This is a genomic window from Streptomyces sp. SID3343 (assembly GCF_009865215.1).
Taxonomy (GTDB): domain Bacteria; phylum Actinomycetota; class Actinomycetes; order Streptomycetales; family Streptomycetaceae; genus Embleya.
Genome location: NZ_WWJX01000100.1, coordinates 1 through 20,038 on the forward strand (window position 1 = coordinate 1; position 20,038 = coordinate 20,038).

At 70.1% G+C, this 20,038-nt stretch carries 24 protein-coding genes; 16 read left to right on the forward strand and 8 right to left on the reverse strand.

All coding sequences use genetic code 11. The annotated features are described in order from the left end of the window. The 4 genes from GT354_RS03185 to GT354_RS03200 all read right to left on the reverse strand — a co-directional run. Positions 1-1,331, reverse strand: a 1,331-nt coding sequence (locus GT354_RS03185; RefSeq protein WP_161354616.1) for an ATP-binding protein, incomplete at its 3' end; no start/stop codon positions are given. A gap of 29 nt (positions 1,332-1,360) precedes the next feature. Further along, positions 1,361-2,047: a hypothetical protein gene (locus tag GT354_RS03190; protein ID WP_161354617.1), complete on the reverse strand. Its 687-nt coding sequence runs from the start codon at positions 2,045-2,047 to the stop codon at positions 1,361-1,363. Next, positions 2,044-2,352 (reverse strand): DUF6112 family protein, encoded by a 309-nt coding sequence (locus GT354_RS03195; RefSeq protein ID WP_161354618.1) that lies wholly within the window; start codon positions 2,350-2,352, stop codon positions 2,044-2,046. Before GT354_RS03195 ends, GT354_RS03190 begins: the two co-directional genes overlap by 4 nt. Positions 2,353-2,468: 116 nt before the next feature. Further along, the gene (locus GT354_RS03200) at positions 2,469-3,704 is read right to left on the reverse strand and encodes a C40 family peptidase (RefSeq protein WP_161354619.1); all 1,236 of its coding nucleotides are present in this window, start codon (positions 3,702-3,704) and stop codon (positions 2,469-2,471) included. Between the two features lie 459 nt (positions 3,705-4,163). Between GT354_RS03200 and GT354_RS03205 the strand changes: the two genes are divergently transcribed. The 16 genes from GT354_RS03205 to GT354_RS03290 all read left to right on the forward strand — a co-directional run bounded on the left by GT354_RS03205 (position 4,164) and on the right by GT354_RS03290 (position 16,147). Continuing rightward, on the forward strand, positions 4,164-4,892 hold the full coding sequence (locus GT354_RS03205) for a site-specific DNA-methyltransferase (protein WP_161354620.1): 729 nt from the start codon (positions 4,164-4,166) through the stop codon (positions 4,890-4,892). Positions 4,893-4,979: 87 nt separating this feature from the next. Next, positions 4,980-5,606 (forward strand): DUF4913 domain-containing protein, encoded by a 627-nt coding sequence (locus GT354_RS03210; protein ID WP_161354621.1) that lies wholly within the window; start codon positions 4,980-4,982, stop codon positions 5,604-5,606. Further along, positions 5,606-6,319, forward strand: coding sequence for a hypothetical protein (locus GT354_RS03215; RefSeq protein ID WP_161354622.1), 714 nt, complete (start codon positions 5,606-5,608; stop codon positions 6,317-6,319). The genes GT354_RS03210 and GT354_RS03215 overlap by 1 nt, the downstream gene beginning before the upstream one ends. Continuing rightward, complete coding sequence (locus tag GT354_RS03220) at positions 6,316-6,792, forward strand: hypothetical protein (protein WP_161354623.1); 477 nt, start codon at positions 6,316-6,318, stop codon at positions 6,790-6,792. The genes GT354_RS03215 and GT354_RS03220 overlap by 4 nt, the downstream gene beginning before the upstream one ends. A 20-nt stretch (positions 6,793-6,812) precedes the next feature. Next, entirely contained in the window at positions 6,813-7,622 is an 810-nt protein-coding gene (locus tag GT354_RS03225; RefSeq protein WP_161354624.1) for a winged helix-turn-helix transcriptional regulator, read from the forward strand. A 37-nt stretch (positions 7,623-7,659) separates the two neighbouring features. Then, the gene (locus GT354_RS03230; protein ID WP_161354625.1) at positions 7,660-8,445 is read left to right on the forward strand and encodes a winged helix-turn-helix transcriptional regulator; all 786 of its coding nucleotides are present in this window, start codon (positions 7,660-7,662) and stop codon (positions 8,443-8,445) included. 876 nt (positions 8,446-9,321) lie between these two features. Beyond that, complete coding sequence (locus GT354_RS03240; RefSeq protein ID WP_161354626.1) at positions 9,322-9,825, forward strand: hypothetical protein; 504 nt, start codon at positions 9,322-9,324, stop codon at positions 9,823-9,825. 18 nt (positions 9,826-9,843) lie between these two features. Beyond that, complete coding sequence (locus GT354_RS03245; RefSeq protein ID WP_161354627.1) at positions 9,844-10,584, forward strand: hypothetical protein; 741 nt, start codon at positions 9,844-9,846, stop codon at positions 10,582-10,584. Positions 10,585-10,655: 71 nt separating this feature from the next. Further along, a complete protein-coding gene (locus GT354_RS53405; protein WP_237534333.1) occupies positions 10,656-11,501 on the forward strand; it encodes a DUF317 domain-containing protein in 846 nt (281 codons plus the stop codon). A gap of 29 nt (positions 11,502-11,530) precedes the next feature. After that, the gene (locus GT354_RS03260) at positions 11,531-12,019 is read left to right on the forward strand and encodes a hypothetical protein (RefSeq protein WP_161354628.1); all 489 of its coding nucleotides are present in this window, start codon (positions 11,531-11,533) and stop codon (positions 12,017-12,019) included. Between the two features lie 42 nt (positions 12,020-12,061). Next, the gene (locus GT354_RS03265; protein WP_161354629.1) at positions 12,062-12,943 is read left to right on the forward strand and encodes a DUF317 domain-containing protein; all 882 of its coding nucleotides are present in this window, start codon (positions 12,062-12,064) and stop codon (positions 12,941-12,943) included. 124 nt (positions 12,944-13,067) lie between these two features. Continuing rightward, on the forward strand, positions 13,068-13,616 hold the full coding sequence (locus tag GT354_RS03270) for a hypothetical protein (protein WP_161354630.1): 549 nt from the start codon (positions 13,068-13,070) through the stop codon (positions 13,614-13,616). A 49-nt stretch (positions 13,617-13,665) separates the two neighbouring features. Next, complete coding sequence (locus GT354_RS03275; protein WP_161354631.1) at positions 13,666-14,676, forward strand: hypothetical protein; 1,011 nt, start codon at positions 13,666-13,668, stop codon at positions 14,674-14,676. A gap of 195 nt (positions 14,677-14,871) precedes the next feature. Further along, positions 14,872-15,264, forward strand: a complete 393-nt coding sequence (locus GT354_RS03280) for a DUF317 domain-containing protein (RefSeq protein ID WP_161354632.1) — start codon at positions 14,872-14,874, stop codon at positions 15,262-15,264. A gap of 76 nt (positions 15,265-15,340) precedes the next feature. After that, a complete protein-coding gene (locus tag GT354_RS03285) occupies positions 15,341-15,727 on the forward strand; it encodes a DUF317 domain-containing protein (RefSeq protein WP_161354633.1) in 387 nt (128 codons plus the stop codon). 108 nt (positions 15,728-15,835) lie between these two features. Next, positions 15,836-16,147 carry a hypothetical protein gene (locus GT354_RS03290; protein ID WP_161354634.1) on the forward strand — a complete coding sequence of 104 codons (312 nt, stop codon included), beginning with the start codon at positions 15,836-15,838 and terminating at the stop codon, positions 16,145-16,147. Between the two features lie 181 nt (positions 16,148-16,328). On the opposite strand, the gene GT354_RS03295 is transcribed toward GT354_RS03290, so the two are convergent. The 4 genes from GT354_RS03295 to GT354_RS03310 form a co-directional block, all read right to left on the reverse strand. Continuing rightward, entirely contained in the window at positions 16,329-16,862 is a 534-nt protein-coding gene (locus GT354_RS03295) for a hypothetical protein (RefSeq protein ID WP_161354635.1), read from the reverse strand. Positions 16,863-17,396: 534 nt separating this feature from the next. Next, positions 17,397-17,579: a hypothetical protein gene (locus GT354_RS03300; protein ID WP_161354636.1), complete on the reverse strand. Its 183-nt coding sequence runs from the start codon at positions 17,577-17,579 to the stop codon at positions 17,397-17,399. A gap of 300 nt (positions 17,580-17,879) precedes the next feature. Then, complete coding sequence (locus GT354_RS03305) at positions 17,880-18,284, reverse strand: hypothetical protein (RefSeq protein WP_161354637.1); 405 nt, start codon at positions 18,282-18,284, stop codon at positions 17,880-17,882. A 95-nt stretch (positions 18,285-18,379) separates the two neighbouring features. Further along, positions 18,380-20,038, reverse strand: a 1,659-nt coding sequence (locus GT354_RS03310; RefSeq protein WP_161354638.1) for a mobilization protein, incomplete at its 5' end; no start/stop codon positions are given.

Consider the following 20,038-nt stretch of genomic DNA (forward strand, 5'->3'; position numbering starts at 1 on the left):
GGTGCGCCGCCTCCGACCGCCGGGCTCGGGGCCGATTCGGGAGACGCCGAGCGCGAGGGCGTGTCGGCGCCTGCCGCAGCGGCCGGGGCACCGCCCTGTGGGGGGCTGACGTTGGCCGCGGCTTCCCCGGCCTTGCGGATCAGGGCCTGGCCCTGATCACCGTCGGACTGCGGGCGCTTGATCAGTGGTTTGCCCTTGTCGCCACCGGTGTTGGGTGTGGAGCCGAACTTGAAGCTGTTCTGCTTCGCGCCGCCCCCGCCCCCACCGCCACCGCCGCCGGTGGGGTCGATGCCGGGCATGAGGCCGTTCTTCTGCATTCCCGGGAACGACGGGGGCCCCTGTGGGGCGCCGCCGCCACCGCCTCCCTTGGTCGCGGCGCGCAACGCCATGCTGCCGGCCTTCTGTGCGATGCCTCCGGCCTTGGACATGCCGGCGGACGCGCTGCCGTGCAGGTCCGCGCCCGCGCCGGCGCCTTCGCCTGCCCAGTGGACGAATTTGTAGGTGACGGCCGGGCACATCAGGACCAGGACCATGACCACGATGCCCGCCATCACGTCCGACAGGGCCTGCAAGCCGTCCTGGGCCTCGGACTTGCCCATCGCGCTGACGCCCAGGACGAACACCACGGTCATCAACAGCTTGCTGATCACCAGAGTGGCGGTGGCCTCGATCCAGCCGCGGCGCCACCTCTTCGCGCCTTCCCAGCCACCTCCGGCACCGGCGAACACGGCCAGGGTCACCAAGATCAAGATGGCGACCTTGCGGAACACCATGAGTGCCCAGTACATGAAGCAGCCGATGGCGCAGCCGATCGCGACCAAGGCCGGGATCGCCCAGCCGAGCGGATACATCTTGCCGAAGGCGCTGATCTGGACGATGCGCCTGATGCTGGTCTCGATGGAGGAGTTGGCGGCGGCGAACATTCCGGCGCTGAGCGCGTCGACGACGGTCAGGGCGACGGACGTGAACGCGATCGCCCCGAACTGGAAGGTGACGCCGATGACCGTTCCGGTCACGGCTTGACTCAGTGCCTGTTCGTCGCGCCGTACCGCGGCGCGGATGAGTTGGGCGCAGAACGTGGCGACGATCAGGATCAGGCCGATGGGCAACAGCATCTGGTAGTTGTCGCGGAACCAGCCGGCGTTGAGGTCGACCACGGTGGTCCGGTCGACGGCCTTGGCCGCCAAGTCCGCTGCCGAGGCGGCGAGTTCACCCATGGATTGAGCGATCCAGGCGCCGATGCCGTCGGTGATGGCCTTTCCGGTGCCGGACACGACGCCGCCGACGGCGTCGCAGACTTTGTCCACGAGGGGTACGTTGCAGACCCCCATGCGGCTACCTCCTTAAGTCGTGGTGGGGGTCACGGGGCGATGTTGGGCAGTACGCCGGCGAGTGCGCAGTCCTGGTTCGGCCGGCACTGCACCGCGAGGGTGACGGTGCGGGCTTCGGCACCTGCTCCGCTGCCGTTCCAGCGGATGGACTGCTTGCCGGTGACGGTGACCGCGTAGGCGTAGACGTCGGTGATGCGGCCCGGGTCCGCGTTGAGCGCGGCGGTGAACGAGGCGGGGATGTGTCCCTCGCCGATCTCGGCGGTGGCGTACTGGCCGCCATCGCGCATGCGCGACCACAGGACCGGGTCCGGGATGTTGTTGGTGATCGAGTCCGGGTCGGCGTACTCGCGCTCGTGGGTGAGCCACGCGTGCAGCGAGGCCAGGTGGCCGGTCTGGGTGTCGGTGCGGGTGTCGTAGGACCACAGTCGGGCCGCGAATGCCTTCCCGAATTCGACCGGGTCACGAGTCTTGGGGGCACCGGTGGGGCCGGTCGGCCCGTCCGGGCCGGTGCTCGATCCGGACGGGCCGGGGGCGGATTCCGTGGGGATCACGCTCGCCGTTTGCGGGGGCGACGTATCCGTGTCCGACGAGGTGGCGAGGGCGAGAACGGTGGTCGCGGCCAGGAGCAGCGCGAGGGCGCCGCCACCGATCGCGACTCTGTGGCGCAGACTCAGTCCGGGACCGAGGCCGCCGTTGTTCTTTTCGGCGGCGCTCAATTGATCTTCGTTCCCATCGTGCTGAAGAACATCACGATGCCGTTGGCGCCGCCGAGCAGCAGTGCGGCGCCGGCGCAGATGACCACGCCCTTCTTCCCGTTCGCTTCGGCCTGGTGGCTGCCGGAGTGGTTGCCCCAGGCCCATACGGCACCGCTGACACAGAGCGCCCCCACGACCGCGATGATGCCGAAGAGGTTGACGCTGGAGACGACGTCCGTCAGGACTTGTTGGCCGGGAAGACCGCCCTCTTTGGGGGTGACACCCGGATCGAAGGCGAGGTTTTGGGTGCGTTCGAGCAGCCTCAAGAGAACTCCTGGCTAGGGGACTTGCATGGGGAGGTGGCCCGCAGGGGTCGGCACTGCGGAGAGGTACCGGCTCGGCCGCATGTGGACGGGCGCAGTGGTGGGTGACTGCTCCGGCGTCAGCCGGTCACGCGGCGGGCAGCGAGAATCTTCGACTGCCAGTCGGCGAGGGTGGCGATGCGCACAATGTCGCCCGTTCGCGGTGCGTTGACGATCAATCCGCCTCCGATCACCATGCCCACGTGCTCGGGCACGGACGGCGTGCCGCGGGTGAACACCAGGTCCCCCGGACGCAATTCGGCCAGCGCGACGGGTACGCCCTCGGCGACCTGGGTGTACGTGGTCCGGGTCAGTGGCACTCCGGCCGACGCGTAGGCGGCCTGCATCAGGCTGCTGCAATCACAGCGGCCCATCGGGTCCGGTCCGCGCGGGGCCGCGCACGTCCCGCCCCATTGGTAGGGCGTGCCGAGTTGGCCGAGTGCCCACCGGATCGCGGTCTGCACGGCCCGCGACGCGTCCACGGGGATCTGGTACCCCTGCGGCAGCGCACCGGCGGGGATCTCCCCGAAGCCGGATCCGTCCGGACCGCCTCCCGGCCCGGTGCGGCAGCCGGCGAGGCCGGCACCGGTGCCCGAGGTGACGGGTGGAGCGGTCAGCCCCGGGTCGGGTGCCGTCCCAGGCGCGACGGTGATGCCGGTCGTGGGAAGCGGCCCGGGCAGTTGCGAGGGGCTCGTGGTCGGAGCGTCCTGGGGAGCGAGAAGCCCCTGACCTGCGGGAAGTACGGAGGTGATCGCCTGCTGAAGGGCGGTGGCGATCGGGACCCACTGGTCGTACAGGTCCGGGTGGTTGCTCTTTTGGACGGCCTGGGACGCCTGCCCGATCGTCATCTGCTCCCAGCCCCGGACCGACTTGAGGGCCGTGTAGAACTTGGTCGAGGCGTAGACGGGGTCCATGATCTGGGCGACCGTCCCCCATCCCATCGACGCCCTCTGTTGAAACAACCCGACGCTGTCCAGGTCGCCGTACGTCAGGTTGATGAGCTTGCTCTCCTGCATCGCCGTGGCGAGCGCGGCGATCTGCCCGCGTGGCGGGACCTTCAGCGCGACACCCGTCGCGACGATCGTCATGGCGTTGGGGATCTGCTTGGCGGGGTCGTGCAGCTCGGGAACGTTGATGTTGCCGGTCTGGCCGGCGAGGATCTGCTGCACGAGCGCGGTCACCGACGCGGCGTCGCCGGCGGGTTGCCCTGTCTTGCACTGCGCGGAGGCGCTCCCGGAGAGCGCGATCACGATCGGCGCGATCATCGCCAGCGGTGACAGCGCCACCGCGCCCACGAGTAGGCCGGCCTTCTTCATCCGCGACGCCGACGGCTGTGGATGCGAAACACGGACCGAATGTTGTTCGGCATCGAAGTCTCCTTAGGAAAAGCGAGGGGTGTGACGGCGCACTTCGCGCTGAGAAGTCACGTCGCGCCACACCCCTTTTTGCACCGGATTTCGCGGTAGGCGCTACCGCGAACGCCGATGACGATTCGGATGCGGCGGCCAGCCGCTTCCCTAATATGTTTCTCATGAGTGGGCCCCTCGACCGATCGCTATTCGGTGCCGAAAAGTCGGACGCACTTCGCTCGACTCTCGACTTCCACCGGTTCTTCCCTGGCGGAGTGAGGCGACTCTAAGCGGCGGGAAACCGAGAAATCAAAGAAAACCGGGGTGCCGAAAAACTGGAAATCTCAGGAAGTCGCCACCTAGTCTCCGGCCCTATCCCGTCCTCGAAACCGTGCGGCGGGGCATCCACCGGAGGTATATCCACGCATGCCCTACACCCTGCATCGGGGGGACGCGCTACGCGTTCTCGCCGACCTGCCCGACGGCAGCGTCGACGCCCTGGTGACCGATCCGCCCTACAACTCGGGAGGACGTACGAGCGCGGAGAGGACCACACGCACCGCGCGCAGCAAATACACCCAGGAAAAGGCCGGACTGCCGGATTTCGACGGTGACAACAAGGACCAGCGCAGTTACGGGAGGTGGATGTTCGAGATCCTCCAGGAGTCGTACCGGCTGACCCGCGAGGGCGGCACCGCGATCGTCTTCATCGACTGGCGCCAACTGCCCACGATGACGGACAGTTTTCAGCTCGCGGGCTGGACATGGCGTGGGATCGCGGCCTGGCACAAGCCCGCGAGCCGGCCGCAGCGCGGTCGACTCAAGCAGAGCTGCGAATTCCTGGTCTGGGGCTCCAAGGGGCCGATCGACGCGTCCCGGAATCCGCTGTACCTGCCGGGCCTGTACATCGGCTCCCAGCCCCGTGGAACCGCTCGGAAGCACATCACGCAAAAGCCCCTCGACGTCATGCGCGAGCTGGTGACGCTGTGCCCGCCGAAGGGGACCGTCCTCGATCCCTTCGCCGGCAGCGGTACCACCGGTGTCGCGGCGCTGATGGAGGGCCGGTCGTTCGTCGGCGTCGAGGCAAAGGAGGAGTACGCCGACATCGCCCAGGCCCGTTTGCGCGAGGCCGAACAGTACGACCTCGCGGCCTAGCGAGGCGGCTGCGGCCGGGTCCACCCCTCACCCGGACCCGGCCGCAGCCCCACACACCCCACCCAATCCACCCCGCGAGGTCACCGCATGGACGAGCCCAACCCGTTGCCCAACGATCACGACGACCCCCCGGCCGAGCTGGTGCGCTTCGCCGACGTGGAGGATCTCGACGCGACCCTGCTGCGACTGACGGAGACCTCACAATCTCCGGAAGACCTGCTCGAACGCCTGCGCGTCGAGCGTCCCAAGCTCTTTGGCTACGCCCCGTTCGACGAGCCCGAACCGGAACCGGAACCGGAACCGGATGAGACGCCGCCTTCGATCTTCATTCTGGCGCTCGACGGCAAGCGCTACCGGGCGGAGATGGCCGTGCTCACCGTGTGGGTGCACGATCTGCTCCTGCCGGTCTACGGGCGTGAGATCACCACGAACCGACCGTGGTGCCAGCAGTGGGACCAACATCCCGAGGCGGTCGCGCGCCTGCACGGGCTGTGGCTCGCCTGGCAGCAGTACACCGACGTCGAGGCCGGGCTCGCCGGCCCGGCGATGTGGCACCGCGACTTCCTCGACCCGACGTGGCTGCAATTGCGCGACCCCAGCGGGCCCTTCGCCGCCTGCACTACCAACCCGGGGCGCCCCAACCACCGTGTGCTTCCCGCGCCGGAGCCCGCTCCTTCACTCGTGGCGGGACTGATCGATCGTCAGGCGGCGTAGTGGTCTACGACTTCGCGTTGGAGGGCTGGGCCCCCGACAACAATGCCAGTGCCGAATGCATGTGGAAACTTGAGATCTGGGGCCCGGAGCTCGAACTGCTCCGCGCGCAGTCCGCCTCCGAGCGGGAGTGGCTCGTCTTCTACGACTCGTCGCAGATGTGGGGTCTCCCCGGGGCGGCGAAGTTCCTCGGCGTCCACGTCGCTCGCGACCGCGACCACCGAAGCGTCAGGGTCGAGGCCCGAGAGGCGCCGACGGAGGCGTTGGCCCAACGATGGCTCATCGCCTCGGGCGCACAGCCCGACGCCCTCGCGCGCAAGGCCGGGCTGCCGGAACCGGCGGACGAGGAATCCCGGCGGATCGAGTCCCATATCCGCGACAGCGGCGTCCGCTACCACGTCGAGGCCCACCACACGGACCACCAACACCAGCACACCTGGGCGCTATTGCGCGACACCGCTCCCGATGTCGCTCGCCCCTGGGTGGCCCAGACCGAACGCAGCGTGAATCGCGGCACCGGCGGCGCCTACCTCATCCGGGAAGAACGATTCACAGCCCGGAGCGCGGCCCTGGAATGGGTGCGGGCGTCCGAACACCGACACCATCGCGCGCAAGCGGCGACCAGCCGATGCGAACACGGCGGCCCCTCACCCACCAGCCCCACCGCCACGACCGCGAGCGCGAACACAGCCCACCTCGGCAGGGCGCGCACGTGAACAAACCGATGCTGGGCTTCGCCGCCCACCCCCAGGCCCTCGGCGATCTCCAACGCCTGCCGCCACACATCCGCGAGTTCGCGGTGCGCGCGCTGGACGCCCTGGTCCGCGACGTCCGCCACGGAACCCGTCTGGGGGATCGGGGCGGCTACGACCTCACCGACTGCCGGCGCCTGGTCCTGGACGAGGACCGCGCGTGGCGACTGGTCTACCAAGACCGCCCCGCACCCGCCGATTCCCCATACCGCCGCGAGGTGGTGCTGGTCGCCGTCGGCGCCCGGCAGGACCACGCCGCCTACAACACGGCGGCCCAACGCCTGGGCCGCGACCGGACCCCGCCCCCGGAACCGGGCCCCATCGGCCGCCGGGCCACCGCGGCTCGCGTCCGCTCGACGCCTGCCCGGGCGGTCGCTTCGGTCGTGCCGTCGACGACACCCACCGCGGCGCGGGCCAACCCCGGCCGTTCCCGCTGATGACCCCCCAGGAGCCGACCATGCCCGCCCTCACCCCCACCTCGATCCCGGAGCGTGTCGTCCTCGCCGAGCGCGCGGTCGCCGTGCTGTCCCCGCGCTCGACGATGTGGGCCCTGCAGACGCTGCACGGAGCCCCGAAGACGTCCGGGGAGGTCGCCGCCGCCCTGCCGTGGCTGACGCCGGCCGCCGCCACCCAGCGGGTGCGCCAGATGCACCGCGACGGCCTGATCGAGCGCGTCGACCGTCCGGGCTTCCCTCGGTACACCCCCACCCTCGCCGGCCACGGCGTCTCCGAGGCCCAGGCGGCGCTGTTGGAGTGGCACACCCGGCACGTGCCCGCAGCCGCGCCCACCGCCGCCCTCGACGAGATCGAGGAGGCGCTGGGCATGCTGCGCCCTGCCCACACCCTGCGGACGCTGGACCTCCTCGCGACCGCCGAACTCGTTCCCCAGACGAGCGTCCACGTGGCGTTCGCCGAACTTCCGCAGTGGCGGGTCGATCGACGGCTGCGGGCCATGGAGCACGATCGCCTCGTCGCCGGAACCACAGGCGACAACCCCGCGTTCGCCCTCACCGACCGAGGACGCGCCACCACCGAAGCAGTCACCGCCCTCGCAACTTGGGCGCGGTTCCACTTCCCCTCGCCCACCGAACACACCGCGGCCACCGTCGCCAAGGCGGCCCACGCCGAGACCACAGGTGCCTCGCGCGTGCCCGCCGCCGCGTTCTCGCATGCCCCGACACCCCCGACCCCGACCACGCCCACCGCGGCCACCCCCGCGCCCCGTGCGGCGTTCTCCACCCCCACCGCACCGGCCCGGACCCACTGACGCGCGCGCCGCCCTCACCAGCACGGAGCAACCGCCCATGCCCGACCTCGCCACACGCGACCTCGACACCGACCAGCTGGACGCCACCCGCCGCACGCTCGACACCCTCCACCCGCGCTGGACCATGTGGTGCCTGCACATGCTCCGCGAGGCCCCGGCCACATCCGGAACCGTCGCCCGCTCGATGCGGTGGATCAGCCCCAGCGTCATCTCCCAACGCCTGTCCGGCATGACCGCACGCGGCCTGGTGGCCCCGGTGCCGGACCGTCCACGCGGCACCGTCGCCCTCACCGAACGAGCCCGCGAACTCGTCCCCGCGCAGGAAGCACTCGCCGCCTGGGGACGCGCGCACCACCCGGCGGTCGAGCCCGTACCGGCGGCCGAACACGAGGAACGCGTCGTGAGGCTGCTGCGCTACGCGCACACGGTGCCGATCCTGGCCGCACTGCGCGACGGCCGATCGCGCAGCGACTCCGAGATCCGCCACGCCCTGCCCGGGGGAGTCTCGTCGGTCACCCTCGACAACCGACTGCGACACCTGCAGGGCAACGGAGTGATCCACCGCACGCCGCAAGGGTGCGCGCTCACCACCGCCGGATACGCCCTGACCGGTGTCCAGGACGCCCTCGCCGCACGACCGAAGCGGCACGGCGGCGCCGAGGCACGCCCAGTCGACGCTCCGACCCGCTCGCACGCGGCGACCAACCACCGCAACGGTCATCGGCCCGTGCCCCCCGTGCTCTTCTCCCACCCCGAGGGGCCGTGGGCGCCAGCCGCGACCACACCCACCGCGGCCACCGTCCGGACGGGGCGTGGCCGGTGACGCCCGAGGACCTCGACACGCTCACGCACGGCGATCCCTGGCGGGACCTGGCCGTGTCCCCGCGCTACCTGGCCGGCGCGGGCGAACTCGACGAGGCGATCGATCCGTTGCAGGCGGCCGGATTCACCGTGTCGCACGACGATCTGGGCAACGCCTACCTCTACTCACCCTGTCACCGAGTGCGGACGGCGTGCATGCCCGAGGGTGAGGACCTCGGCATGTGGGCGGTGACGGCGAGCGACCTGCCGATGCATCTCCCGCGCTGGAAGGCGACGTTCGACTCGGACATCCCGGTGGAGGCGATCGCCGCGTTCACCAGCGAAGTGGCCGCCCAAGTCGAGGCCGCGAACGCGGGCTTCCTCTACTCGCCACCCGGTACCGATCCGGGCTGGCAACCGCTGAAAGCCGCCGGCTGGCGTGCCGACATCCGACGCGACGAGGCCACGTTCACCGCGCCCGACGGCCTCGCGGCGCTGAACTGCGTACGCGGAGAACTCTCCTACGCCGGAGAGATGGGACCCGGACCGTGGGCATGGACCCTCACCGTCGGCCAGGGATGCTACCCCTCCTACGCGACGTTCACCGGTGGCACCCCACCCCACCTGATCGCGGCGTTCACCAACGCGATCAGTAACCCGGCCCCGGTCATCCGCACCAGATTCCAGCTCCCCCTGCGCCACCTCGCCCACCTGCACGTGACCCCCGCCATCGAAGCGGCAGAGCCCCCCCCCAGCCGAGAGCGAGCGCCGCCGCCGCCCGCACCACCCACCCGACCGGTCCCACGCCACCCGAGAGCGGGCCACCGGCATCCATCACGCCCACCCCCGCCACTTCGCGTCGCGGATTGTGAGCACCGATATCAGCGAGGTTCCCCCTGTGCACCCCGACGACGCGAGCGTTCCCGACCTCGACGACGAGATCGAAGCGGCCTTCGGCCTCACCCTCGACCGTCTCGCGGCAGTCACCGCCGAAACACCCGCACACGTCAACGTCGAAGAAGTTCTGCGGCTCCGCTCCGCCGTCCTGGCGTGCGACGCAGCCATGCGCGCCGACCAGGCCGAGGCCCACCGCCTGACCGCGGCGAGCCACCCGCCCACCGCCACGCGGGTGGGCCGACTGGCCACGCTCGTGTATCGGATGGTGTCGACCGAGTGCGAACGGGCCGTCCACGTGGACGCGGTCGAGGCCGCCCTGTCACGCCACCGTTGGATCGAGAAAGAACACCCGGGGGCCGGCGGCCTGGGAGCCACGCCCCGGGCGAGCGCCGCCACCCTGCGCGCCGCGCACCCCGTGGGCCCGTGTGTGGACGCCACCACCGACCCCACCACCGCGGCCCATCCCCTGCGCGCAGCCGCCGGCGTTCGCGCACCCCGACACTGACCAAACGGAGGCACCGTCGTGGAGAGCACCCACCGCTTCGCTCCGCCGTCGCCCCCCGAAGAGGAGTGGCACGGGAACTGGCTCGCCGCCGATCCCACCAGCGACCCGTGCGCGCGTTGGCTCAGCGAGCACGCCGACGACCTCCTCACGCTGGCCAGCCAGGAACAGACCGGCGACCTGTGGGTGATCCTGTTCGACCGCAGCCAGACCCGGCACCCTTTCGGCAGCCCCGCCCTGCTCTCCGTCCACACCCGCAGCGACCCCGTGACGCGGACCTTCGGGGCCGACGCCCACGAAGCGCCCACACTCGCCCTCGCCCAACGCTGGCTCACCCAGCGCGGCGCCGATCCAGCGCGGTTCGTCTTCGAATCAGCAGCCGCCAGGCCCGTGGACGAGCCCTCCCGAGACGCGATCGCCCGAGTCTCCGAAGGCGGCGACCGCTACGACCTGCTGGAGCACTACAGCGACCACGTCTCGAACCACACATGGACGATCCTGCGCGACCACCAGGCCCCGGAGGAGTACGCCGTGCACGTCGACCGGGTTCTGCCCGGAAACCGACTCCAGGTCCGCGAACGCTCCTTCGCCGATCTGGCCGCCGCCCGGACCTGGGCCCGGGCCGGCGAACCACTCCCGCGTCCGGCTCCACGAGCGGCAGCAGCCCGCGCCCACACCACCACCGACCCGCGACCCGCCACCTCTCCCGCGGTGGTGACCGTCCCCCGTGGCGACGCCCCCACCCGCACCCGCACCCGTTGAACCCATACCCGCTGACCCCTCTCACGCGGAAACACCCGGCTGTGACCGGCGATTCGACCGAAAGGAACTCGTTGTACGACTACGCCACCATCTCGTCCGTGCTGGAGGAGGACGTCCTCTGCCACGCGTGGATCGAGCCGCAGTACCTGGCAGGGATGGGCGAGAGCGAGAGCGTCTTCGGCACGCTCGTCGACAACTTCGGATGGGACCACACCAACGAGGGACATCGGGGTGAATGGGCCACCAGCCCGTGCGGCGTCGCCATCGTGCGGCTGCTGCCCCGCGAACACGAGGACCCCTGGGACTGGACCATCGACGTGGACGGCCATCGTGGTCAGGGCCAGTGGCGCGCCACGTTCGAGCACGAGGCCCCCGTGGAGTTCGTCGCCGCTATCACCACCGCCCTGGCCCGCCGATTGACCCCGACCGACGCACGACCGCAGCCCCGACCGATCAGCGAGCCTCTCACCGCCGGGTGGCACATGGGCACCCTCGACGAGCGCACCGTCCGGGTGAGCAGCCCGGACGGCCTCCTCGCCCTGCACCGCACCGAGGAAGGGTTCGGCGATCCCGCCGAGGACTGGACATGGCACCTCAGCGCCGGCGAACAGGGACATCCCGTGTGGTCCGGTCGACTGACCGCGCGGACCCCCCGCGACGTGATCGAGGCCGGTCTCACCGCCCTCGCCAGGCCGGAGCCCGTCCTGCGCGAGGCCCGATGGCTTCCCTACAACGCACTCCACCTCATCCGCGTGTTGCCTTCGCACTGGGTCCCCGGACCGACCACATCCACCGCCGCGAACGCACGCAGCCCCCACGCGCCATCCGAGTCCACGCTCCTCACGCCCGCTCAGGCAGCCCTCGGGGCGGGGCGCCCCTCGCTCAACCCTCCCACTCCACCCCCGTCGACCCGCTGACCGGGACCTCGTACCGATTCGGAGCACGCATGAATACCGCACCCCGACCGCAACCCGTGTGGCTCACCGACCTGTCCGGTCTCCCGCCGGGGATCCACGACGCCGTTGTGGAGGCTGCGGAAGCCACCCTCATCCTGGCCGGCGACTCTCCGTTGTCCGAGAGCATCGACGGGGCGGGAACGGCGGGCTGCGGTGACGGTGTGAGCTACGACCTCGCCCCGGCGATCGAAACCGAAATCGTCCGGCGGGTGATGGCCGCCGCGGGAGTTTCCGTGCCCCCGCTCACCGCACCCGTCGACGAACGCTTCGTCGCGGACGTCGACGCGCTCCCACAGCCCATCCAGGCGGCTTTGGTCCACGCAGCCCTGGAGGCCGTGCGCGCCGAGCGGGCAGGGCAGCGATTGCGCGGCGCCCCCACGCTCGACCAAGCACGGCGGGCGGTCGCGGCACACACGGCAGCGACGCCGATCGATGCCTCCCATCAGCTCCTGCCAACCTCCACGTCGCGCAGGCGTTGAACACACCCCGCAGCAGCCCATCGAGCCCGAGGAGCAAACCCGTTGCTGTATCACGATCTCGCGGAATGGCTCGAAGAAACCCCCAACCGAACGGTCATGGTGGCACCCCGCTACCTTGCGGGAGCCGACGAGCAGGACGGTGCCATCGAGCGCCTGGTCGCGGAGCACGGCTGGGTCGGGGACTCGGACGTCTACGGCGGCGTCTATCTCGCCAGCCCCTGCCGCCGCGTGCAACTCGCCCACCGCCCACAGCACGGCCAGGATTTCACCTGGCTCATCAACGCCTCGGCGCGCCCTCTTGAAACCTTCGTCTGGCAAGCCGAGTTCGGACCCGATGTCCCCGACGAGATTCTCCACGCTTTCATCGGAGCCCTCACCCGGGACATCGCGGCAGGCGGCGACCGATTCGTGGCCGGGCCCACTCTGCCGGGCGTCGCGTACGGCCCTCTGCTGGCTGCGGGTTGGGAACCCACAATCGACGGCAAGCCGGGGCTGTTGGGAGACGCGCCCCGCGTGATCACCGCAGGCCAGGGGACGGCCCGCCTCGTTCACCAAGGCCACCTGCCGGACGACACCTGGATGACGCCTGGCCGCGACTGCCACTGGGAGTTGCGCGGCGGCCACCCGGATTGGGGAACACCGTGGCGCGCCACCCTCGCCGGACGCGTCCCGACCCATCTGGTGGCAGCGCTCACCAGCGCCCTCGCCGATCCGCGCCCCGTCGAGCGTCGCGTTTCCCAACTCCCCTCGAACCAGCAACCGTTCATCCGGGTAATGCCCGCCGAGTGGTGGGTGCCCACCCCCGAACGTGCCCTCGCCGCGCGGACCCGCACGACCACCCCGCCCCACGCTCCACACGTGACCGCTCCTGCCGCAGCCACCCCATCGCCCATGCGGCCGACGATCGCGGGAGCACGCCGATAATCCCTACTGGCCAGGCACTGGCTCACCGGCCGGTCCGACGCTCGGGTCCGACCTCACCACCCACGAGCACTGCCACCGGTAGTAACGCGCCCGTCCGACACAGCCCATCGGAGACTCGTCGTTCATGACCGAACCCCGCAGTGCCCGACACGCCGTCCCGAACCCCGGAACACGCATCGCCACCGACACCTTGGGCATGCCCCCGCGCACGCTGCTGACCCAACTCCCCCGAGACGGAGCACACTTCGTCTTGGTCAAGCTGATCGCACGAGCCGCGGAGCGCTTCGACGAGATCGACCACGACTTCCGCGAGAACGTCGCCTACCTGGCCAAGGATCTGGCCCGCGTGGTCGGCCACGGCGCGCGCATCGTCAATTCGAGCGGAGTAGTACAAAGCAGCGGGGCGCGCATCGACATGCTCGCCGCTCGAATGTCCGACGCGGACAGGACCCTCACCCTGATCCTGGACGCATACGAGGACCTGGGCCCCGTCCCCGAGCGTGCCCCCAACCCGGCCGTACTCCGCGAGGCCGCAGACGACATCGCGCCTGCACGGACCGCCGCCGCACGCCGCCGCGCCCCGAAGGATCGGACCACTTCGGATCCGCGCCCCGGACAACCAGCGACATCCGCACACAGTCCCGAGGCAGCCACGAACGCCCGCCGCCGCTGACGACCCGCGCGCCGAAATCCCGTTCGCTCGCGCGTCATCCGGAGCCACCGTGATCATTCTCAGGCCATACGACACCGACTACCGCGAGCTGCAGTTCATGCGCTCCGACGGACGACGCGAGCTCTCCCTGCACACCTGCCTCAACGAGTACTTCGCCGCCCACGACGCCGTGATCCTGCCCGGCGCCGGCCGCGCCGTCGTCGACGGGGAACATCTCCGGCCCGGCGCCCGTGTTCGTGTCCACAGTTTCGCCAACCACGGCTTCAACGGGGTCCTGGCCTACGTGACTCCCCTCGGGGGACAACGGGGCGGGCACATCGGGCTCGAACGTCTCGCCGTGCTGCCCACCGGTGCCGAGCAGTTGCGAGACCTGGCGCAGCTCAAGGCACCGGACGATGTCGACATCCGTACCGGGCGACCCGCGATCGACGTCGCGGCCATGCGCCGTGACGACACCCTCTTTGTGGCGATCACCCCCGGAGTCGACCTGAGAGATCGGTTCATGCCCTCCGGATACACGTACACCGAGCCGGTCCCCGGCGACCAATCGGCCTCGCACGTGGTCGTCTACGTCCGCGAGATCGTCGCGCGCTACCTACCGCACAGCCCCCTCCCGATCCGCTTCCGATTGCCCTGGCAAGCAGCCGCCAGGGAGCGCCGGGACATGCTCACACACGCCCGCGCCGGAGCCCTCAACCCCGCCCAGGTACGTGCACTCGCCGCCATCGCCGCGGGCGGGGTCGTTCTGCGCGGCAACCGACTGGCCATCAACAACCGCCCGGACACCCGCCTCGCCGTCCCCACCTACGTCAACCTGCGCGACCAGGGCCTCGTCGAACCGTCGGCCATCGCGCTGCGCGACGGCCGCGAGCTACGCCTGACCTCCGACGGTTGGCGCGTCCACAAACTCCTGGCGTCAAGGACCACACCGCCGACACGGGCCGCCGCCGCATCAACCCGCACCACGACCGCCATTCCCGCTCCGGCAGCCCCGTACACCGCCGTCCCAGCCTCGACGACGCCGGGTGACACCATCTCCCCCCGCCCCCAGGCCCATTGACGCAACGTCACTCCGACGGGTTGTCGTTCCCTCTCACGAACGGGGTCGTCGGGCCCCGCCCGGACGCGAAGCGTGCCCGACGCGCGGTATCGCTCACGGCAGACACGATTGACTGGATACCTCCTCCCGAACGATGTCAACGTACGGACGTCGCCAAGAACGGCGACGAAACCGCAGGTCATCGAAGGGATGAGCATGCTCGACACCTTGGCTTCCGCACCTGTCCACACCCCGGACCCGCACCCGTCCGCAACCGGCGACGGCGGGCCCGCGACCGACCCGGGCTCGGGCCGCGACTGGCTCGCGGGCGAGGGGATGGCCTACCCGATCCTCGACACACTGCGTGACGCCGATTGGGTCCGGTACGAGGACCCGTTGGCCAACGTGTACACCGCATCCCCCGACGGCCGCGCCCACGTCGCCTTCCTGCCCGAGCACCCCGCCGGCTGGCCGGCACCCCTGTGGGAAGTCAGCGTCGACCTGCGAAACGGCGGATGGCGACAGGAGTTCCACACGGGCGTGCCCTGCGAGCTGGTTCACGCGTTCGTCCGCGCCCTCCTGACCGAGCACCGCTCGATCCACGAGTGACGCCTCACCGGGTCCGCGTCCCACGCGACGCGGACCCGGCGCCGACCGTCCAACCGTCACCATCCAGGGAGTCCACTTGACGCTCACCCTCGCACCCACGCCCACCACCTCCCTCCTGCGCGACGCACCGGCCCCCGGGCGCGCCGACGCCGCCTTCGCGCGCACATGGATCCTCGGCGCCGGCAACCCCTACCCCGTGCTCGATCTCCTCGCCGAGGCCGGGTGGCAAATCGTCCTCGACCACCGCGCGGACATCCACTGCGCCTCCCCGTGCGGGCGCGTCTACATCGGCTACCTCGCCGAATCCCCCCACGCCAAGATCAACGACCTGTGGCACATCACCGTCGAGGGCCACCACGACATACCCGGCTGGGAGCAGACCTTCCCGGACGACGTCCCCTCCGAGGTCGTCGCCGGCTTCGTCAACGCCCTCCTGAACACCCCCGCCCGCACCGAACTCTGACCCGTGCGCACGCGAGCCCGGACCCGTCGCCACCGGTGACCGATTCGGGCTCGCGTGCGTTCGACCAGGCCCGACCAGCGCTCCGTACCCCACGAGAGGCACACGACATTGCTTACCGACAGCGAGTACGCACACATCCGTCGTTGGTCCGACGCCGCCACCGCAGGACCATGGACGGTCGTCGTCGAGGACCGCGACCCGGAACACGCCCTGCTCCGACTCCTCAACAGCGAGGGACGCATCGTCGCGTCCACCGCCGTCTGCGTGCACGATCACCCGGACGCACTCGACATCGCCTTGACCGACCTCAGCCTGGTCGCCCGGTCCCGCGTTTGGATACCGGTGCTGCTGGCCGAGGTTGCCGACTTGCGTCAACGTCTCGCCGGACAGCCCGACAACGCCGGCGACCCGAAACCCTGACGGCTCGACCCAACTGAGTGCAGGACCAACTGCTGGCCAGATCGAGTCATGATCAGCGCGCGAACGCCGCCGATGCCGCTACCGTCGATCAGCCACACCGGGCAAGCAAGGGCCACATCCCGTTCGGGGCGCGGCACTTCGGCTTACCTGGCGTCTTGTGCCCAGGCCAGCCCTGTTCTGGTCATCCTCGCCTATGGAGCAAGGCGAGTTCGCCCCCAGTGAGCGCGCGCGCCTCCAGCCACCGCTGAGCCGTGTTCTCGGTCACGCTGTAGTAGTACTCGGACTTGTTGCCGGTGTCCCCACTCGCCGCGCCCGACTGCACCCAGTCCATCGGCCAGTTGGATCGCCCAAAGTGCCTGTGCAAAACACGGGTGAATGCGCTCAGAACGCCCCGCAGACGATTCCGCTCGATGGGGAGACTCTCGACCAGAGCGCTGTAGCTCACCCCGACACCGGGTCGCCCCGACAGGATGTCCATTACCGAAGCCATCGTTCGAACCGAATCAAGGCGATGCTGCGCCAGAGCCAGCAGGTCCTTCACCTGCCATTCGACATCTGGCCAAGCGCCGTCCCCCGTCGGGCCGGTCCCATCCTCGGGCACTGCCGGCGACGCGATGACGTGGCTGCCGGTGAGTTCCGCGATCAACCCATACACCTGCGTAACGTACTCGCGCGGCACAGCCACTGAGATGAACTGCACGTCCTCCTGTGCCATACCCCATCCTCTCTCGTACCCCCGTCTAGCGGTACGAGCGAATACTGACACCCCCCGTTTCCTTACGTCTACCAAATTAGTGACTACTACTGGATTTGCGGCCTACTAATACCCATTTGCTGCTAGTCGCCATCAGTTTGGTGGGGCGTTGGTGACAAGCTGCGAAGCGCGCCCCTTCCCCACCTGGTGATCTGGTCTCTTGAGTCCGAGTGAAAGGAAGATGGTTCGCTGACCCCATGCGGGGCTCCGCGGCGGCGTCTCGGGTGCCCGACGCCCAAATCTTCCCTGCGCTGGGGGCTGTGACGGCCGTGGCCTATCGAGCACAGACGTCGTGGCCGGCGTATTCGCCCTGGTCGAGGGGCGCGACCCGAGTGGCGCGTCCGGATCGTCCAGCAGTTGTGTGGCCGCTGCTCGAAGGTGTCGACGTGTGCTTCGAAGGCAGCCACGTGCCTAGGGCTCCGCGAACGAGGCGGCATCAACAGCGGACTCGCGTCCGCAACCGTGCTCCGGTTGCGGACGCGGATCCGATCGCGACTAAGACAGTTCGTCCTCGTCGTCCTCGTAGTAGTCGTCGTCGACACTGTTGCGGTCGGCGGCGGCAGTCGCTCGGTCGTCGAAGCCGGACCGGGCAGTCTCGCTGTCAGGCTCGCGCTGAGCGGCTGCGTTGATGCGCTCGGCTGCGTCGCCGTCCATGGGTGTGTGGTCGTTGCGGCCCACGTGGGCACCTCCGTGCGGGAGGGATACGTTGCCTGAAATGCGCGCGGTGGTGCGACCGTAGAGCCGGTTCCCTAAGGGATGCCGGATGCGGTCGTCGGCGCGGGCGCCGGGCGTCGCCTCCGCATCGACGCGCGTCCGGCGCGCCGGCGGTCTCCGTCCTAAGCTGCCGCGTCATCGTCGACGCCCGATCGAGCCGGGGCGCCGCACTGCGAGCGGCCCGGCCGCGGCGTTTACCGGGCTCTCGCTGAGCACCACGGTAGAACGCCGGCGGCGGGCTTGTCCGGCAAACCGCCGGAATCGTTATTGGAGGTAAAGGCCCTTGAATGTGCCGTCGAAGCCCAGGGCTGTGATGGCCTCGGCGAACGTCGCCCAGTAGCGGTCGAGGGGGCCTGCGGCAAGGTCGTGGTAGTCGTCGACAGTTAGCTCCGGCTCGGGCCACTGCCGTGCGCAGCGGCACCGGATCCACACGTGGCCCTTATAGACGAAGAGGAGCCAGTCACGCCGTGCTGCGCACCCAGGGCAGCGGACGGGGATGCCGGTGATGCGCAGCTCGTCGGGGTGCTCGGTGCACACGACGAGTTCGGCGGGGTCGTAGGCGCCCGGGTCGGGCATGGGGTTGAGGTTGGGCAGCGGCTCGTCGTCGAACGACGGGGGCGGCGTGGGCCGGGTGAAGGGCTCGTACGGCTGGGGGTCGGACTGCTGCAAGGGATCGCCTCTCGCGTGGGGAAGCAACACCATCGACGTACCGCGGGTGGAAGTCCATGGTGTTCAACAGCACGCCAGCGAGACGTTTGGTCAGCTCAACGGCCTTGGCCGCGAGGGCTGTGTCCGGGCTGCGGGTGAGAGTTGAGAGGGCGTGGCGTGCCAGCGGGCGGGGTCGCCGTGCGCTTGGGCAAACGTCGGGGCATCGCGGGGGCGGGCAGGTCGGCGAGGTGGCGAAGGCGCCAGACCAGGACGTCTGCAGTGTTGTCCGCAGAGTCGAGTTCGCGCAGGGCAACGGCATCGGCGAGGAGCTGTTCGGGGTCGTGGCCGCCGTCTTCTGCTTGAGCGAGGGTGGCCGCGAGGGCATCCCAGCCCGGAGCGCTGAACTCGTGACCGATGCTTGTGGGGAGGATGGTACGGAGGGTCGCGGCGTGCCGAGCGTGGACGGCTGGAGGCAGGGAACGACCGGAGACTTGCAGGGCCCGCATCGGGCGGGCGGCGGCGTTGCGGTAAGCGGCGCGCAGGTGTTCGGCCGCGGCTCGCGCGGCGGCGGCTTGCTGGGCGTGGTGGTGGGCGGAATGCCAACGTGCGGCCACGACGACGACCAGGATCAGTGTCGAAAGGACCATGGCGGTGCCGGCGCCGTCCTCGCCTCGCCCGACGGCGCGGCCCGCGTAGACAATCTCGCGGGCGGCGACGCGGAGTGCGCGCTGGTCGGCCCGCCCTGCTCGAACGTGGCTGCGGGTGGCGCGCTCGAACTCTTTGGCTGCGGATCGCAGTTGCCGGCGGTCGGCTGCCGACGCCGTTTGGGCCAGGGCGTCCAGGATTTCCCCGGTGCCGGTGAGTTGCGCGGCCGACTCGGCGTCGTCGTCGCCGCCCAGGACGACGGCGGCTCGAACGAGGGCAGCGCTGGCCCGGTGTCGGGCCTGCGCCGGTCGAGGGCGGCCGGTGGTCGTTCCGGCGCCCTTGCGGCGTGGACGTGGCGACACGCTGGTGTGTGCAGGTCGGTCTTCCGCTCCGGCGAACCGTCGGCGGATCCTGGGCAGCGACAGGTCGGGGGCCAGTTCGGAACCGGAGAACCAGATGGGCTCGCCATCGCGGTTGCGATCACCCGGCACGGCGACGGTATATCCGATGACGTCTCCGGACGGAGCTTGGCGACGGCGAACGCCGATGCCCTGGGCCGCGAGGCGAGCGAAGAACTCTCCTTCGTCGCTGGAACCGGAAACAGCGTTTCGTACCGCTTCGCGCAGCCGTTCCCGGGACGTGGCTTCGCGTCCCAGGCGTTTGGCCTTGTGATGTTCTGCGCTGGTGGGGCGGCGAGCCGCGGTGCCGTCGCCGGCGTTGAGTTCACGCAGCCCGAGTTCCTTCTCGATCTGTCGGGCCTCGGCTTGGGCGCGTTTGCCCTCGAAGTCGCTGTCAGGGCGGCGGCCGTCTTCACGGACGAGGTTGGCGATGATGTGGATGTGGTCGTCGGCGTGGCGGATGGCGACCCACCGGCATCCGGCGTCGTCGCCGTCGGGGTCGATGCCGGTGGCCGCGACCATGCGGCGGGCGACGTCGCCCCACTCCTGATCGGTCAGGATGCGGTCGGTGGCCGCCGCCCGCACGGAGCAGTGCCATACGTGGTTCTTGGGCCGCTCCTCCTTTGGGAGTGCGAGGAGCGGTCGGTCCAGGACGCGTTCGAGGGGCTTGAGCGAGTCGCCGGGGTCGCGGCCGGGGTCGGGGGCCATGCCGTCGAAGGAGGCGACGATGTG

Bases quoted from the DNA above. Each gene is read 5' to 3' on its own strand.
- GT354_RS03295 (WP_161354635.1), bottom strand. From the start codon at position 16,862: ATGGCACAGGAGGACGTGCAGTTCATCTCAGTGGCTGTGCCGCGCGAG.
- GT354_RS03210 (WP_161354621.1), top strand. From the start codon at position 4,980: ATGGACGAGCCCAACCCGTTGCCCAACGATCACGACGACCCCCCGGCC.
- GT354_RS03260 (WP_161354628.1), top strand. From the start codon at position 11,531: ATGAATACCGCACCCCGACCGCAACCCGTGTGGCTCACCGACCTGTCC.
- GT354_RS03205 (WP_161354620.1), top strand. From the start codon at position 4,164: ATGCCCTACACCCTGCATCGGGGGGACGCGCTACGCGTTCTCGCCGAC.
- GT354_RS03280 (WP_161354632.1), top strand. From the start codon at position 14,872: ATGCTCGACACCTTGGCTTCCGCACCTGTCCACACCCCGGACCCGCAC.
- GT354_RS03200 (WP_161354619.1), bottom strand. From the start codon at position 3,704: ATGAAGAAGGCCGGCCTACTCGTGGGCGCGGTGGCGCTGTCACCGCTG.
- GT354_RS03225 (WP_161354624.1), top strand. From the start codon at position 6,813: ATGCCCGCCCTCACCCCCACCTCGATCCCGGAGCGTGTCGTCCTCGCC.
- GT354_RS03270 (WP_161354630.1), top strand. From the start codon at position 13,068: ATGACCGAACCCCGCAGTGCCCGACACGCCGTCCCGAACCCCGGAACA.
- GT354_RS03230 (WP_161354625.1), top strand. From the start codon at position 7,660: ATGCCCGACCTCGCCACACGCGACCTCGACACCGACCAGCTGGACGCC.